This window comes from Sphingopyxis sp. C-1 (genome assembly GCF_001047015.1).
Taxonomy (GTDB): Bacteria; Pseudomonadota; Alphaproteobacteria; order Sphingomonadales; family Sphingomonadaceae; genus Sphingopyxis.
Genome location: NZ_BBRO01000001.1, coordinates 3,057,922 through 3,072,937, shown reverse-complemented (window position 1 = coordinate 3,072,937; position 15,016 = coordinate 3,057,922). Strand labels below are relative to the sequence as shown.

The 15,016-nt window shown below is 62.5% G+C and carries 14 protein-coding genes and 1 other RNA gene; 11 read left to right on the top strand and 4 right to left on the bottom strand.

The window, feature by feature from the left end; translation table 11 throughout:
- The first annotated feature begins 19 nt into the window (after positions 1 to 19).
- The 8 genes from SC1_RS14395 to SC1_RS14360 all read left to right on the top strand — a co-directional run bounded on the left by SC1_RS14395 (position 20) and on the right by SC1_RS14360 (position 9,840).
- On the top strand, positions 20 to 664 hold the full coding sequence (locus SC1_RS14395; RefSeq protein ID WP_062183034.1) for a histidine phosphotransferase family protein: 645 nt from the start codon (positions 20 to 22) through the stop codon (positions 662 to 664).
- A gap of 27 nt (positions 665 to 691) precedes the next feature.
- Positions 692 to 3,121, top strand: a complete 2,430-nt coding sequence (locus SC1_RS14390; protein WP_238586707.1) for a chemotaxis protein CheA — start codon at positions 692 to 694, stop codon at positions 3,119 to 3,121.
- Positions 3,118 to 3,555, top strand: a complete 438-nt coding sequence (locus SC1_RS14385) for a chemotaxis protein CheW (protein WP_062183032.1) — start codon at positions 3,118 to 3,120, stop codon at positions 3,553 to 3,555. The genes SC1_RS14390 and SC1_RS14385 overlap by 4 nt, the downstream gene beginning before the upstream one ends.
- Positions 3,556 to 3,631: 76 nt before the next feature.
- A complete protein-coding gene (locus tag SC1_RS14380) occupies positions 3,632 to 4,006 on the top strand; it encodes a response regulator (RefSeq protein ID WP_062183028.1) in 375 nt (124 codons plus the stop codon).
- Positions 4,007 to 4,077: 71 nt separating this feature from the next.
- On the top strand, positions 4,078 to 5,118 hold the full coding sequence (locus SC1_RS14375; RefSeq protein WP_238586733.1) for a chemotaxis protein CheB: 1,041 nt from the start codon (positions 4,078 to 4,080) through the stop codon (positions 5,116 to 5,118).
- Positions 5,115 to 5,987: a protein-glutamate O-methyltransferase CheR gene (locus SC1_RS14370; protein ID WP_062183022.1), complete on the top strand. Its 873-nt coding sequence runs from the start codon at positions 5,115 to 5,117 to the stop codon at positions 5,985 to 5,987. Before SC1_RS14375 ends, SC1_RS14370 begins: the two co-directional genes overlap by 4 nt.
- A gap of 67 nt (positions 5,988 to 6,054) precedes the next feature.
- Positions 6,055 to 6,756 (top strand): N-acetylmuramoyl-L-alanine amidase, encoded by a 702-nt coding sequence (locus tag SC1_RS14365; protein ID WP_062183019.1) that lies wholly within the window; start codon positions 6,055 to 6,057, stop codon positions 6,754 to 6,756.
- A 219-nt stretch (positions 6,757 to 6,975) separates the two neighbouring features.
- Positions 6,976 to 9,840 carry a TonB-dependent receptor domain-containing protein gene (locus SC1_RS14360; protein WP_238586706.1) on the top strand — a complete coding sequence of 955 codons (2,865 nt, stop codon included), beginning with the start codon at positions 6,976 to 6,978 and terminating at the stop codon, positions 9,838 to 9,840.
- A gap of 81 nt (positions 9,841 to 9,921) precedes the next feature.
- Here the strand turns inward: SC1_RS14360 and SC1_RS14355 are convergent, their stop codons facing one another.
- The gene (locus SC1_RS14355; RefSeq protein ID WP_193749181.1) at positions 9,922 to 11,016 is read right to left on the bottom strand and encodes a membrane dipeptidase; all 1,095 of its coding nucleotides are present in this window, start codon (positions 11,014 to 11,016) and stop codon (positions 9,922 to 9,924) included.
- A 145-nt stretch (positions 11,017 to 11,161) separates the two neighbouring features.
- On the opposite strand from SC1_RS14355, the gene rnpB reads away from it, so the two are divergent.
- Together rnpB and SC1_RS22270 are read left to right on the top strand one after the other, a co-directional pair.
- Positions 11,162 to 11,550, top strand: an RNA gene (gene rnpB, locus SC1_RS14350) — RNase P RNA component class A.
- Positions 11,551 to 11,624: 74 nt separating this feature from the next.
- Positions 11,625 to 11,780: a hypothetical protein gene (locus SC1_RS22270; protein ID WP_193749180.1), complete on the top strand. Its 156-nt coding sequence runs from the start codon at positions 11,625 to 11,627 to the stop codon at positions 11,778 to 11,780.
- Positions 11,781 to 11,792: 12 nt separating this feature from the next.
- Here SC1_RS22270 and SC1_RS14345 read toward each other — a convergent pair whose 3' ends face one another.
- The 3 genes from SC1_RS14345 to SC1_RS14335 all read right to left on the bottom strand — a co-directional run bounded on the left by SC1_RS14345 (position 11,793) and on the right by SC1_RS14335 (position 14,004).
- Positions 11,793 to 12,377: a hypothetical protein gene (locus SC1_RS14345; protein ID WP_152682405.1), complete on the bottom strand. Its 585-nt coding sequence runs from the start codon at positions 12,375 to 12,377 to the stop codon at positions 11,793 to 11,795.
- A 348-nt stretch (positions 12,378 to 12,725) separates the two neighbouring features.
- The gene (locus SC1_RS14340) at positions 12,726 to 13,172 is read right to left on the bottom strand and encodes a VOC family protein (protein WP_062182997.1); all 447 of its coding nucleotides are present in this window, start codon (positions 13,170 to 13,172) and stop codon (positions 12,726 to 12,728) included.
- Between the two features lie 28 nt (positions 13,173 to 13,200).
- Positions 13,201 to 14,004, bottom strand: coding sequence for an aspartate dehydrogenase (locus SC1_RS14335; RefSeq protein WP_062182995.1), 804 nt, complete (start codon positions 14,002 to 14,004; stop codon positions 13,201 to 13,203).
- 182 nt (positions 14,005 to 14,186) lie between these two features.
- On the opposite strand from SC1_RS14335, the gene SC1_RS14330 reads away from it, so the two are divergent.
- Entirely contained in the window at positions 14,187 to 15,014 is an 828-nt protein-coding gene (locus tag SC1_RS14330; protein ID WP_062182989.1) for a sulfite exporter TauE/SafE family protein, read from the top strand.
- Positions 15,015 to 15,016 lie beyond the last annotated feature (2 nt).

Here is a 15,016-nt window from a genome sequence, read left to right as displayed (position 1 = left end):
CTGGGGAGCCCGTTTGTCCATGTCCGACGATCGCGTCGATTTTGCCTCGATGCTGGCTTCGCGCCTGTGTCATGATCTGCTGAGCCCCGTCGGCGCTTTCGCCAACGGCCTCGAACTTCTCGCCGACGAGAAGGACCCGGCGATGCGCGAGCGTTGCTTCGAACTGCTCGAACAGAGCGCGCGGACGTCGGCGAACAAGCTCAAATTCTTTCGCCTGGCGTTCGGTTCGGCGGGCGGGTTCGGCGAACTTGTCCCGGCGGATGAGGCGAAGTCGGCGATCCATGGCATCATCGGCGACCGCGCGATCGAACTTAATTGGATGATCGGGACTGATCCGCTGCCCAAGCCGGCGGTGAAGATCATCCTCAACCTGTCGCTCCTCCTCGTCGATGCGCTGGTGCGCGGCGGCCGGCTCGATGTCGGCTGTGAAAAGCAAGGCGAAGGGATCGAAATCGCGCTTCACGTCGAGGCCGAGCGCATCTTCCTTGATGCCGATGTCGAACGCATCCTGGCCGAGGGTGAAGGCGCAAGCCCGATGACCTCGCGCACCGCGCCCGCGGTACTGGTCCAGGCGGTCGCACGGCAGAATGATGGGACGGTCATGCTGGCCCGCGAAACCCCGACATCCTTGCTGGTCGGGGCAGTTCTGCGCGGCCGCGGGTAAAGCCACTTTTAACCATTGTCGGCCATGGTGGAACCTCAGTTTTTGGGGCGCACCGGTACCGCGATGGACGATCTGCTGAATGACTTTCTTGCCGAAACGGCGGAAATCCTTGCCGAGGCTGGCGGGGCCATCGTTGCGTGGGAAGCGGATCCCGCCGACCGCGCGCAGCTCGACGCGATTTTCCGCTCGGTCCATACGATAAAGGGAAGCTCGGGTTTTCTGGCGCTGCCGCGAGTGACCGCACTGGCGCATGCTGCCGAAGACGCGCTCGATCAGGTGCGGCGCGGCAACCGGGTGGCGAATGCCGCGCTCGTCACCGGCGTGCTGGGCATCATCGATCGCCTGAGCGATCTTTGCACGGCACTGGGACAGAAGGGCGCCGAACCCACCGGCGACGACCGCGATGTGATCGGCGCGCTATCGGAGCATAAGACGTCCGACGATGCGCCGTTCGAGGTTGCCGGCGTGCCGCTCCGCCGCGAAGATGATTTCGGCGCCGAGATGCAAAGCTGGCGTTCGATCCGCGTGCCGCTCCCGCTGCTGGACAGCGTCATGACCGGCGTTACCGACATCGTGCTCGCTCGTAACGAATTTGCCCGGATGTTGCGGGAATCGGGTGCCGATCTGTCGGTCATCGCGTCGTTCGACCGCCTGTCCGATTCGATCGCCGGGATGCGTCAGTCGGTCAGCCAGATGCGTATGCAGCGGATCGACAAGCTGTTCGCCCCGCTGCCCCGCATTGTCCGCGACCTCGCGCAGGAGATGGGCAAGAAAATTGCGTTTCAGACGAGCGGCGGCGAAGTCGAGCTCGATCGCGAAATGATGGAAAATATCCGCGATCCGTTGATCCACATCGTCCGCAACGCGATCGACCATGGCGTCGAACCGCTCGAGGATCGGGTCGCGGCGGGCAAGGATATAACCGCGACGATATCGGTCTCGGCGCGCCAGTCGGGCAATCAGATCGAAATCGAGGTGCGCGACGACGGCCGCGGACTTTCGCCCGACACCATCACAGCAAAGGCCATCGCCTCAAGAATCCTAACCACCACCGAAGCCCGCGCTCTCGGGCCCAAAGAGAAGCTCGATTTGATCTTCCGGCCCGGCTTTTCGACCGCGGCGAAAGTCACATCGATATCGGGCCGCGGGGTCGGCATGGATATCGTGAAAGCGAATGTCGAACGGATCGGCGGCGTCGTTGAACTGCGCAACGATGAAGGGCGGGGGCTAACGATACTGCTCCGCGTGCCGATGACGCTGACGATCATATCTGGGCTGATGGTCCGCGCCGCAGGGCAGTATTTTGCGATTCCGCGCGGAGCCGTGCGAGAGATTCTACTCGAAAGCGGCGATACGGTGCGGATCGACCAGCTTGGCGGCGGCGAACTAGCGACCGTCCGCGGCGAACAGTTTCCGCTCCTCCGCCTCGAGAATATATTGGGCCGCGAGCGCGACGATTCCGACGACAGCGACGATCGCGCGTTGGTGATCGTCCGGCCGGGGCAGGGGCAAAGCTATGCGCTGAGCGTTGCGGCGATCCACGATCATGAAGAACTGGTGATCAAACCCGCGGCGCCGATGATTATGGCAACGGGCCTCTATGCAGGCACGACGCTGCCCGACAATGGCCGTCCCGTCCTGCTGCTCGATGTTCAAGGTTTGCTGGCCATCGCCGCGATCGACGCCAGCGAAGCCGGCCGCAGCCACGACCGGATGGCCGAGGCCGAAGCCGAGGCCGCGGCGGCGCGCAACGCTGTCCAACTGTTGCTGTTCCGCGATATGAACCACCGTGTCCGCGGGGTTCGCCTGTCTGTCATCGAACGGGTCGAGGAAGTTCCGGCATCGGCGCTGTTCGAAAGCGCCGGCCGGGTGCAGGCGCAGATCGGAGACGATATTTTCCCAGTCCACGCCGCGGTGCTGCCGGGCGGCGAGGGGACGCTGAAACTCCTGCGCCTTTACGACGGTCAGTCGGTGCTCTGTTATCCGATCGCCGAGGTGATCGACATCGTCCGTCTGCCCGATGTCGTGCAGCCGTCGGCGGCGCCGGGCCTGATCGCGGGTGTCGTGCTTGTCGGCGGAGATCCGGTCGAACTGATCGACCCCTTCTGGCTGATGGAACAATATGCCGCGGGCACGCCGGTATCGGCGTTGCGCCAACCGCTTTGCCGTCTTGCTGACGACCATGACGGTTGGGGCGACAATTTCCTTGCGCCGATCTTGCGAAGCGCCGGCTATCGCGTGATTTCGAGCGACGATACTTCGGGTGAGACGCCCGATGTGCTGCTGTATCTTACCGAGACCAGCGCGGCCGACAGCGATGCCGACAGCGAAGTGCCGGTGATCCGTCTGCGCACGTCGGTCGCGGCAACCGGACCCGACGACGAAACCGTCTATCGCTACGACCGTCAGGCTCTGCTCGATGCGCTGCAACGCCGTGTTGGAGGAGACGTCGCATGATGGAGAAACTCTATCTTATCGCGCGCATCGCCGACACGCGCGTCGCGCTTCGCAGTCGTGCGATCAATTCTGTCGTGACCGTCGGCACGCCGGTCGAAGTTCCGGCCGCGCCGCCGCATGTTGCGGGTCTCTTCGCGCTGCGCAGCCGGGTCTTCACCCTCATCGATCCGCATGTCGTGGTCGGCCTGCCTGCAGTGCCTGTGGTGCCGGGGCAGCGGGTGATCGTCGTCGATGTTGCCGAGCATGGCTATGCGCTGCTCGCCGACGAGATTGAGGACGTCTGTTTCATCGAGGCCCCCGAGACGCGCGTCGCCGGAAAACTGCTGCCCGGCTGGGCGCGCGTCGCCGATGCGATGATCGAGCATGACGGCGCTTCGCTGCTCGTTGTCGATCCATCGCATTTTATCACGCTACCGACCTTAAAGGCGGCGTGATTTCGACCGTTTATTAACGGGGTGCACACGCCTTCACGATAAACATGCCCAAATCCCGGGGGTCGGAGTTAATTGAATGTCGAAATCTTGTCTGGTGGTCGATGACAGCAAAGTCATTCGGAAGGTTGCTCGGCATATTCTTGAGAGCATGGCCTTTGCTGTGGACGAAGCGGCCGACGGGCAGGAGGCGCTGACCTTCTGTCGCGCCAACCGTCCCGACGTTATCCTGCTCGACTGGAATATGCCGGTGATGAGCGGAATGGAGTTTCTGGGGGCGTTCAACGACCTTGATTATGGTCATGAAGAGCGCCCGCGTGTCGTTTTCTGTACCACCGAAAACAGCATCGATCATATCCGCGCGGCGATCGAAGCCGGTGCGGACGAATATGTCATGAAGCCGTTCGACCGCGAAACGCTTGAAGGAAAGCTGCAGCTCGTCGGCATTGCTTGAGGTTTTTTTAGGTGGCCCGTCCACAACCCCTGATACCGGATCCCGAGCCAACGGCGCGGACCGTGCGCGTGATGCTCGTCGACGACAGCCTTGTCGTCCGCAGCATCCTTGAACGCATCGTCGATCAGCGGCCGGGACTCAAAATCTGCGCCTCGGTCGCCTCCGCGCACGACGCGCTCGAGTATCTGGCGCGCGAGCCTGTTGATGTCGTCGTGCTCGATATCGAAATGCCGGGGATGAACGGCATCGACGCCCTGCCGCACATATTGGAGCGCGCCGAAAAGGCCCGCGTTCTCATTCTTTCGTCGAATTGCGTTGAGGGCGGCCCGGCTGCGATCGATGCACTCGCGCTCGGTGCCAGCGATACGCTGGCCAAGCCGGGACGGGGCAGTTTTTCGGGGCGTTTCGCCGAAGTTCTGACCGAGAGGATCATGACACTCGGCCATCAGCGCGACTTCCCGGCGCCGGTTCCGATCACCGAGCGACCGGTGCCTTCGACGGCCGCACTTGCGATCGACACCGATCAGCCCATTGAATGTATCGCGGTCGCGGCATCGACGGGCGGTATTCCCGCCTTCGCCAATTTCCTTGCGAACCTCGACCCGCGGATCACCGCGCCGATCCTGCTGACGCAGCATCTGCCCGATGCCTTCATGGAATTTTACGCGAAGCAGATCGCGACGATGACAACGCGCCGCGTCCGGGTCGCCGCGGCAGGAATGACCGTCGAGCGGGATTGCATCTACCTTGCGCCCGGCGACGCACATCTGATCGTTGCCGCCAACGGCGGCAGGGTGGAAATCGCGCTCGATCGCCGCGCCATGGACAATGGCTGCTGCCCCTCGGCCGATCCGATGCTCGATTCGGTCGCTGACGTCTATGGCAAGGGCGGAGTGGCCGTTATCCTCAGCGGCATGGGACGCGACGGCGTGATCGGCGCGGCGCGGCTGAAGGACGCTGGCGGGACGATTTTCGCGCAGGCGCCCGAAAGCTGCGTGATCTGGGGGATGCCGGGGGCGGTTGCTAAAGCAGGCATTGCCGCCGCGACGCTCAACCCCGACGCGATTGCGCTGATGCTGGGCAGCTTCCTTCCCGGGCGCCGCAAGCCATGATGGGCGCGAGCGCCAGCGAGTCGGCGTATCGCGTCCTGATGGGGGTGCTGGAATCGCGCACCGGACAGACGCTGTCGCCGAACCGTATCTGGCGGATCGAAATGTCGCTGAAGCCGGTGATGCAGCGCCACGGTATCGCCGACCTCGACGCACTCGTCGCGGCGCTCGTCACGTCGAACAGCCGGCAATTGCTCGACGATACGGTCGATGCGATGCTGAACAACGAAACCTATTTTTATCGCGAATATAGTGTCTTCGATGAAATAGCTGCGACCGCGCTTGAGCAAATCCGCGAGATCAACAAGCTGCGCCGCCGGCTGACCATCTGGCATTGCGGCGTGTCGACGGGGCAGGAAGCCTATTCGATGGCGATGCTGATCGCCGAGCAGGGCGTGAAATGGGCGGGCTGGCAGGTCGATATCGTCGGCACCGACGTCAGCTATCACGCGATTTCGCGCGCGCGCGTCGGGCTCTATAGCCAGTTCGAGATCCAGCGTGGCCTTCCCGTGCAGCGCATGGTGCGCTGGTTCGACCAGACCGAAGGCGGCTGGCTCGCCAAGGCAGACCTGCGCCGCCGGATCGATTTTTCGGTACAGAATATGCTCACCGACCGGCCTCCGTTGGCGAGCCCGGCCGACCTCATCTTCTGTCGCAACCTGCTGCTCTATTTTTCGGCGCCGATGCGGCAGAAAGCCTTTGCACGGCTCCGTGCGATGGCGGCGCCGCAGAGCTTCCTCGTCCTCGGCGCGGGGGAAACCGTGCTTGGGCAGACCGACCAATTCGTCGCGAGCCCGCGCTTGCGTGGTCTTTACGAGCCCGCCGACCAGCAGGTGCGTCGCCCCCCGATCTCATCCTCATTGGCCGCCTGACCTTGCTTTTTGCGCGCCACTGGCGCAATCGACGGATTGGCAAGCACAGGACGGGTCCCCGGAGCGCATGAGCGATTTTATCGAACGCTGGTCTCCCAATTTCGACGAACGCGCGCTGCCTGTCTCGATGATCGTGCTCCATTATACCGGTATGAAGAGTGGTGCCGAAGCCCTTGATTGGCTTGCCAATCCCGAGGCAAAAGTGTCGGCACATTATGTCGTGGCGGAAGACGGCCAGATCACGCACATGGTCCCCGAGGACAAGCGCGCCTGGCACGCGGGCAAGTCTCATTGGCGTGGGGTCAGCGACATCAATTCGGCGAGCGTCGGGATCGAGATCGTCAATCCGGGCCACGAGTGGGGTTATGTGCCCTTTCCCGATGCGCAGGTCGCCTCGGTCGTGCGGCTGGTGCATCTGATCAAGGACCGTCACGCGATCACGCGCGGCAATGTGGTCGGACATTCGGATATCGCGCCGACGCGCAAGCAAGACCCGGGCGAACTGTTCCCGTGGGAAGAGCTTGCGCGCCGCCGCCTCGCGCTGCCGCGTCCGACCAAGAAGCTCACCGATCCCTTGTGGACCGATGCGGGCTTCCTGCTCGCGCTCGAACGCTTCGGCTATGACGTAACCGATGGATTCGCGGCGACCGTCGCTTTTCAGCGCCGTTTCCGGCCAGAACTGATCGACGGCACCATCGACGGCGAATGCCGCGCGATCCTGCTTGCGCTGCTGTTGCCGCAACCTGAAGGTGAATCCCAGAAACCCTAAGGGAAAAGCCGGAAAGCCATGCGCCCTTTGCATCTGGCTGTCTTAAAGCTGTTGCAAATAGGTCACAAAACAGAACGAAAATCGGCTGCCGGGCCAAAATCCCTTTACGGACTCACGTCAAAGGACCATCGCCGCGACCGGGAGGGCGACGCTTAGGTTGAAACCTTCCAAGTGCCGTCCTTGCCGATTCTGCCATGAAGCAGCGAGGAATACTGCACCGTGAAACAAAATTATCTTCCCCTTTTGAAATTGACCGCCGCCCCCTTCGTGCTGGGCGCCGCGATGATTTCGATGCCTGCTTATGCGCAGGATGCCGACGCTGCCGATGATGCCGGCGCGGATACGATCGTCGTGACCGGTTCGCGCATCGCGCGCCCCGATCTCAGCTCGTCGGTTCCCGTTTCGGTTATCGGCCAGGAGCAGATCCAGCAGACCGGTGCCGCCAACATTCAGGACGTGCTGACGGAACTGCCGTCGGTCGGTCAGAATATCAGCCGTACCTCGTCGAACTTCTCGACGACCGGTAACGGCATCGCGACCGTCAACCTGCGCAACCTCGGCTCGGTCCGTACGCTGGTTCTCGTCAATGGCCGCCGTTTCGTCGCCGGCCTGCCGGGTACGTCGATCGTCGACCTCAACACCATCCCGACCGACCTGATCAAGGACGTCCAGGTCGTGACCGGCGGCGCGTCGGCGGTCTATGGTTCGGAAGCGATCGCGGGCGTCGTCAACTTCATTCTCGACGACAAGTTCGAAGGCATCCGTTTCCATGGACAGGGAACGATCAGCGACGAGGGTGACTCGGGTCGCTACCTCGCCAGCCTGACTGCGGGTACGGCATTTGCCGACGGCCGTGGCCACATCGTCGTCAACGGCAGCTATGACCGCGACAACGGCCTGCGTTCGCGCAACCGCGAATTTTCGGCGCATGACATTCCGAACCGCAGCTCGTTCGCTTCGCAGGGCCTCTTCAGCCCGGGCGGCACGTTTGCTCCGGGCGCCGGCACCTTCACCTATGGCCCGGGCAATGTCCTGAAGCCGTACGAAGGCGCCAACATCGACGGGTACGACCGTAACCAGGATCGCTACCTCGGTGTTCCGGTCGAGCGTTATCTGGTCACCGGCCTCGCCAGCTACGAGCTGTCGGACAACGCAACGCTGTTCTTCGAAGGCAGCTATGCGAAGAGCAAGTCGCGTTCGAGCCTGGAGCCGCAGGCCGTTGCCGATACCGACCTCGTCAATGCCGACGGCACGCCCTATGCGGGCATTCCCATCACGAACCCGTTCCTTCCGACGGCAATTCGCGATGCGATGATCGCGGAAGGCGTCACCTCGCTGCCGTTCCGTCGCCGTTCGAACGACATTTTCGATCGCAGCAACAAGAACGACCGCGAAACCTGGCGCGCCGTTGCCGGCCTGCGCGGCAGCTTCGCCGAAAAGTTCGACTATGAACTTTATTACGGTCATGGCGAAACCAAGGATTACACCCGTTCGGGGACGATCTTTGGTCCGCAATATGTCAACGCGCTGAACGCCGTTGCGGGTCCGAACGGCCCGGTTTGCAGCATCAACGTCGACGCCGATCCGAACAACAATGACGCGGCGTGCGTGCCGATCAACATCTTCGGCTTCAACACGGTTTCGGCCGCGGCTGCCGACTATGTGACCCGTGGCGGTCAGCTTTCGGAATATCGCGCGAAGGTGAAGCAGGACGTCTTCTCGGCATCGGTCTCGGGCGAAGTATTCGAGCTTCCGGGCGGCGCGCTGAGCTTTGCGACCGGCTTTGAATATCGCCGCGAATCGAGCAGCGAAGATTTCGACGAGGCGACCAACCTCGGCCAGACGCTCGGCAACCTGCTGACCGACACGCGCGGCAAGTATAATGTGAAGGAAGGCTTCCTCGAAGTCGTCGCGCCGATCCTGTCGGAACGTCCGTTCTTCCATTATCTCGGCCTCGAAGGCGCCGTCCGCTATGCCGACTATTCGACGGTCGGTGGCGTGTGGAGCTGGAAGGCCGGCGGCGAATGGGCCCCGATCCCGGATATCCGTTTCCGCGGTATCTATTCGGAAGCGACCCGCGCACCGAATATCTCGGAGCTTTTCTCGGCTCAGAGCGAAACCTTCCCCGCGATTGTCGACCCGTGCGACCAGCGCGAGGGCGAAGGCGACGGCGCCCCGATCTCGGTTCCGGCGGGCAGCCTGTCGGCAGCCTGTCTCGCGATCCCCGCAATTGCGGCGGCCGCGAACAATGGTGGCTTCGTCTATTCGACGGCGCAGATCCAGACGATCAACGGCTTCCTTGGCGGTAACCCGGACCTTCGCGAAGAAAAGGCAAAGACCCTGACGCTCGGTGCGGTGTTCCAGCCGCGCTTCGCTCGCGGTCTCAGCCTGACGGTCGACTATTACCGGATCAAGGTGAAGAACGCGATCGGCATCATCGGTCAGCAGACGTCGCTCGACGAGTGCATGACCGGCAACGGCGATGCGCTGTTCTGCGACAATATCACGCGCGATGCGACCGGCCGGGTCACGCAGGTTGACGCGTTCAACCTGAACACCGGTTCGTTCCTCGTTTCGGGTATCGATACGCAGGTCAAGTACAGCACCAACTTCGGCGAAAGCGGTCGTTTCGATCTGTCGGCCTTCTGGACGCATCTGCTCAAGCAGCAGCAGACGTCGTATCCGGGCGGTCCGACGCAGAAGGAAGTCGGCCAGCTCGATTGCTATAGCTGTGGCCGTCTGGGCACCGGTTTCCGCGACAAGGTCAATGTGTCGGCCACGATCGGCTGGGACAATGTGTCGCTTAACTGGCGCGTGAACTATCTGTCGGCGGTCGTCGACGATCTGACCGATCCCGACCGCACGAGCACGGGTGCCTATTGGTACCACGATGCGCAGCTGCGCTTCGCTCTCGACGACAAGAAGAAGTATGAGTTCTACCTGGGCGTCGACAATGTGTTCGACAAGAAGCCGCCGGTGTTCGGTGACACGAACCCTGTGACCTTCCCGGGTGCGCAGACTTCGGCAACGACGTACGACCTTTATGGCCGTCTGTTCTATGCCGGCGTGGACTTCCGTTTCTAAACGGCGTCCGGTCCCGGTTCGCCGGGACCTGTAGAAAAGAGAAGGGGCGGCTCCTTGCGGGCCGCCCCTTTTTCTTTGGCTTCAGCCGAGTATGTCGGTCAGCACGCGCCGCCAATTTCCGCCCATGATCTTGTCGACATCGCGCGAACGAAAGCCCGCCTTGTCGAGCGTGGTGGCGATCGTCGCCATGCGGTTTATATTGTTGAGCTGCGGGATCACCACATGCTCGGGAGTCCAGTCGAAACCGGCGATCTTCTGTTCGCGCATCGCCTGCCACCAGGGCAAATATTCCTTCACGCCCTCTGCATTGTCATTGTTCAGCGCCACCAGATTGGTCTGGCCCGCCATTGGGAAATCGTTCGAGATCCCGACCGCGTCGATGCCGGCGACATTCGCGACATGGCGTATTTGCGCGATCAGGTGATCGACCGTCGGAACCGCGTCGCGCGTCAACCAGAAGCTCATCATAAAGATGCCCATCATGCCGCCCTTGTCCGCGATCGCCCTGATCACGGTGTCGGACGCGCAACGGGGATGATCGACGATCGCTTTGCACGCACCGTGCGACAGCAGGATCGGCGTCGTGCTGCGCTGGGCAGCTTCAAGCATCGTCGGTTCGGACCCGTGCGAGACGTCGGGAACGATACCGACGCGGTTCATCTCTGACAGCCCCTCGATGCCGAGCGGGGTGAGGCCGCTCCATTCACGTTCGAGTGCGCCGCCGGCGAACAGATTGTTGTTGTGATGGGTGAATTGGAGGACGCGGAGGCCGCGGCGATGGAAATCGGCGATGCGCGCCAACTCGGTGCCGACGGGTTCGCACGACTGGAATTGCAGAAAGGTCGCGCAACCCGGGCGTGAGCCGATGTCGGAACCCTTGAGTGCGACGAATGCCTCCGGCCGATCGGCGAGCTTCTTTGTGGTCGCATCGAGCGCCGCGCTGCATTTTTCGAAAGTCCGAAGATAGCGGGGGACATTGTCCTTGTCGCGAACCTCCTCGATTTCGGAAATGTCGCAGATCATTCCGCCGAGGCCCGCTGCCCGGAGCTCGGCGAGGTCCTCGGGCAGGAAGCTGAGGCCATCCATCATCAATCTGGGCTCTTTGGCCGCGTGCGCGCCGAGGCTGTGCGCCGCCGCAATGGCGGCGCCGGCGGCAAGGAACGATCTGCGGTTCATCATGGGGAGGTGGGGGCGCGTCATTATTCACTCCTGTACGGTCTTATGGCCGGATTGGTGGCCGTTCCTTACGACCGCCGACGGGTAAAGCGCGAGGCCTTTCGTCGCGCTCGCAAATGGCCGGCAATATGCTATAACGGATGTGCCAGAGGGTCGGGCGATCGCCGCTTTCGCAAGAAAGGGGAGGAAAGTCCGGGCTCCACGGAAATCACGGTGCCGGATAACGTCCGGCGGATCGGGCTTTGGCCAGGTTCAGGGAAAGTGCCACAGAGAGTAGACCGCCAAAGGCTTCGGCCCGGCGAAAGGTGAAAGGGTGCGGTAAGAGCGCACCGCGCGGACGGTAACGGACGCGGCATGGCAAACCCCACCGGGAGCAAGGTCGAATAGGGATGGTACGAGGCAACTCAGGGCTGATTCCGGCCCAGCCGTCCGGGTTGACTGCTTGAGCGTTCGGGTAACCGTTCGCCTAGAGGAATGATCGCCCATCCCCGGCAACGGGGTGGACAGAACCCGGCTTACAGACCCTCTGGCACTCTCTCCCTGAAAGCCGCGCGGGAACCGTGCCGCGACGGGCCGCGTATTAGGCGGACCAGAAAAGGAGACGAACCATGAAAGTCGTCGATGACCATGTCGAGGTGACCGAGACCGAGGCGAGCAGCGGGGTAAAGGGACATAATGTCCGTTATGTCCTGGCCTTTTCGCTGATCGCGGTGATTATCGTCCTGTCTGCGATCTGGATTATTCCGGTATTGTTGCAACCCTGATCGCGCCGCGGGCTATTTCGCCCTCGTCACACTGACGAGTTCTTCCTCTGCGCCTGGCGTATCCTCCATATAGATGGTCCGAACCGGCCGTTTGAACTTGCGCGTATACTGCTTGTCATACCCCCGGTCGCCGCTTGTCGCGAGCTTCAGCAGGCTGGTTATCGTGTCGCCGGTCGCGACGTTCCAGCTCATTTCATTGCCGTCATGGGCATAGGTGCGGCTGTACACCGTGGCGTCGAGCCCGATCAGCCGCATTCGAGGGCCGCCCTTCGTCGTCGCGGCGCGGTAGCGATAGGTCGCGGACATCGCGGTCGTGCCGCCTGTCAGGTCGCGGATCGTCAGCACGCCCTTGCTGATCGTCAATGCGGCCGCGCCAAGTCGATCGGGTTCGAGCTTGAAACTCCCCGCGGGCTCATGGCCCAGGTCGACCTCGCTGCGATAGCTGAGCAGGACGTGCAGTGTCCGCGTATCGGGGCTCGCAACAACATAGACGGTGTCAGGATCGCCATCGCCGTTCAGGTCGCCATCGGCGCGCGTTTCGATCTCCTCGCCCAATTCGAGCCAGTCGTTCAATATCGCGTCCGAGATCGGTTGCATCGGCTCGCGTGCAAGCGCTCCGTGCGTGGTGCTCCCTATTAAAAGCGCGGCGATCAACCCCAAGCTTCGCATCGTGATCCTCCCACCCGTTGCGGCCAGATTATCACCTGCTAGCGCGACGTCCAGCGGCTGTCGGTGACCGCGCGCACAGTTTTGTCTTGAGCAATGGCGGGTTCGGGGTGGTGAGCGGGCGCGCAGTCACCAACTTCCGTCATCCCGGACTTGATCCGGGATCCCGCTTCCTTGCGCATCGACCGCCTTCGACCTCAAGCGGGACCCCGGATCAAGTCCGGGGTGACGAGGGTAGAGAGGGCAGCAATCGGTCGAAAATTCAGAAACGGGCCAAGATCACGCCGGCGGCGGCGCGCCCTTGAAGCTGTCGGTTCCGGCCCAGCCACGTTCGGACACGTCGACCATCACATTCTCGGGCCCGGCCATCTTATACTCGGCATTGTCCTTGGCGGGATTCTTGCCAAGGCCCTGGGCCAGGTTGACGTCGTGGCGCGGCGCATAGCCCGAATTTTCGAACCGTTCGACGACTTCGGCAATGTCGTCGCACTGAAAGCCGATGTGGTGGAGCCCGGTATAGCCCTCGGGAAACTCCATCCCCGCAGCAGGACGGTTCTTGAAGCAGAGCAGCGCGATATTGATGTGGCCGTCGGTGACATAATAGCCGCGCGCGTTGCGGCTATCGATCTTTCCGGCGACCGTCCAGCCGAGCACATCGGTGAAGAAGCCTACCGAATTGTCGGGGTCGGCGGAAGCGATCGCCACATGGCGCAGGCGAGTGGTCATAGGTCGGGCCTTTCTGTTTACAGTAAATTTAGGTGCCGATGCGGATCGGGCTGACGAGGTCGTTCAGCGCCGCGACGATGCTTTGCGCGGTGATCCGGCCGGTGCCGGGGTTTTCGAGCGTCGGAATATTCTCGATCGCGAGTTCGAAGCGCGCGCTGTCGGAATCGACGACGATGCGGTGGGTGTTGCGTTCGAGTGCTGGGTCAGCCCAGATTTCGAGGCGCGTCCGTTCGGGCCCGACACCCGCCATGCCCAGGGCCGCGGCGACGTTTACATTGGCGGGAAAGGCGATCGCGCCTTCGAGAGCGCTGCCCTCGAAAATCTTCAGCGGTTCGGTAAGGCCGTTGAGGTCGATGTTATTGCGCACGACATGTTCAGCCTTAACCAGCGATTTCACCGGCTTGCGCGTCACCATCGTCACCGAATGGATCGTGCCGATCGCCGCCGCGCGCACGGCATCGAGCCCGAGCAGCGCGCCAGTCGCAAGGACGATGCGTCCGCCATGCCGACGCGCGATCTCGGTGGCCTCTGGCCATTGCATCAGCGCCGCGCCGCTGATCGTGACGAGCGTCTTGCCGGCGCTGAGCGTTGCGGTGGCGATATCGCGGAATGCCGCCGTCGGCGCGCTGTCGACGATGACGTCGGACAGGGCGACGAGTTCGGCGGTCTCGACGATCGGCACCGGCTGTTGCAGCGCCGCCATCGCCGTCTCGGCGCGCGCGCGGTCGCCTGCAGATACGGCCGCCAGCGTCAGCGGCAGCGCGCTTGCTTCGATATGGCTCGCGACGACGCGGCCGATGGTGCCGAAACCGGCGATGCCCACTTGTGTCATGGGGGCCGGGCTAGGTCGTCTTTTATATATAGGAAAATATTGTTTGAGGATCTTGATATCTAAAAAATCATATATCGTGCTCGATGGCGATATGTATTTTTGATTATAGGAATACCCTGTTTCTATCTTTGACGGCATATGCAGCGCGTCCCACAAGGAAGGCCGAACCTTGGGGGAAACCGATGCCGGACGTGCTGAACGGAGATATGCTGACGCTTGCTGCGATGATGCTGCTGACCGGCGCCGCGGGCGGCGTGATCGCCGGTATGCTCGGGGTCGGTGGCGGCATTGTTATCGTGCCGGTACTCGACCTCGTTCTTTCGGCGCTGGGCATCGACGCCGACGTGCGGATGCATGTGACGGTCGCGACATCGCTCGCGACGATCATTCCGACCGCGATCTCATCTTCGCGCGCGCACGAAGCGAAGGGTGCTGTCGATCACGCCCAGCTCCGCCGTTGGGGGATCGCGATCTTCCTGGGAGCGATTGCAGGGGTGATCCTCGCGAGCCGGGTATCGGGGGACGTGCTGTCGGCGGTATTCGGCATCGTCGCGTTGATTGTCGCGATCAAGATGCTGCTGCCGCTTGAGGGAAAGCATATCGCCGAAGCCATCCCGGGCGGCGTGACAGGGCAGGCCATTCCCTTTGCGATCGGCGGCATTTCCAGCATGATGGGGATCGGTGGCGGCACGCTCAGCGTCCCGGTGATGACGCTGTTCAACGTTCCGATCCACCGCGCGGTCGGCACCGCGGCGCTGTTCGGTTTGCTGATCAGCGCGCCTGCGACCGTCGCCTTCATTATTGCGGGCTGGAATGTCGAGGACCTGCCGCCCGGTAGCCTCGGCTACGTCAACCTGGTCGGCTTCGCGATTATCGCGCCGGTATCCTATCTAACCGCGCCGTGGGGCGCGCGGATCGCGCATGCGCTTTCCAAGCGGGGGCTCAGCCTGATGTTCGGCCTGTTCCTCACCGTCGTCGCGGTGCGGATGCTGATCCGGGCCTTTGGGTGAGA

Bases quoted from the DNA above. Each gene is read 5' to 3' on its own strand.
- SC1_RS14395 (WP_062183034.1), top strand. From the start codon at position 20: ATGTCCGACGATCGCGTCGATTTTGCCTCGATGCTGGCTTCGCGCCTG.
- SC1_RS14385 (WP_062183032.1), top strand. From the start codon at position 3,118: ATGATGGAGAAACTCTATCTTATCGCGCGCATCGCCGACACGCGCGTC.
- SC1_RS14380 (WP_062183028.1), top strand. From the start codon at position 3,632: ATGTCGAAATCTTGTCTGGTGGTCGATGACAGCAAAGTCATTCGGAAG.
- SC1_RS14375 (WP_238586733.1), top strand. From the start codon at position 4,078: ATGCTCGTCGACGACAGCCTTGTCGTCCGCAGCATCCTTGAACGCATC.
- SC1_RS14370 (WP_062183022.1), top strand. From the start codon at position 5,115: ATGATGGGCGCGAGCGCCAGCGAGTCGGCGTATCGCGTCCTGATGGGG.
- SC1_RS14365 (WP_062183019.1), top strand. From the start codon at position 6,055: ATGAGCGATTTTATCGAACGCTGGTCTCCCAATTTCGACGAACGCGCG.
- SC1_RS14355 (WP_193749181.1), bottom strand. From the start codon at position 11,016: ATGAACCGCAGATCGTTCCTTGCCGCCGGCGCCGCCATTGCGGCGGCG.
- SC1_RS22270 (WP_193749180.1), top strand. From the start codon at position 11,625: ATGAAAGTCGTCGATGACCATGTCGAGGTGACCGAGACCGAGGCGAGC.
- SC1_RS14345 (WP_152682405.1), bottom strand. From the start codon at position 12,377: ATGCAACCGATCTCGGACGCGATATTGAACGACTGGCTCGAATTGGGC.
- SC1_RS14340 (WP_062182997.1), bottom strand. From the start codon at position 13,172: ATGACCACTCGCCTGCGCCATGTGGCGATCGCTTCCGCCGACCCCGAC.
- SC1_RS14335 (WP_062182995.1), bottom strand. From the start codon at position 14,004: ATGACACAAGTGGGCATCGCCGGTTTCGGCACCATCGGCCGCGTCGTC.
- SC1_RS14330 (WP_062182989.1), top strand. From the start codon at position 14,187: ATGCCGGACGTGCTGAACGGAGATATGCTGACGCTTGCTGCGATGATG.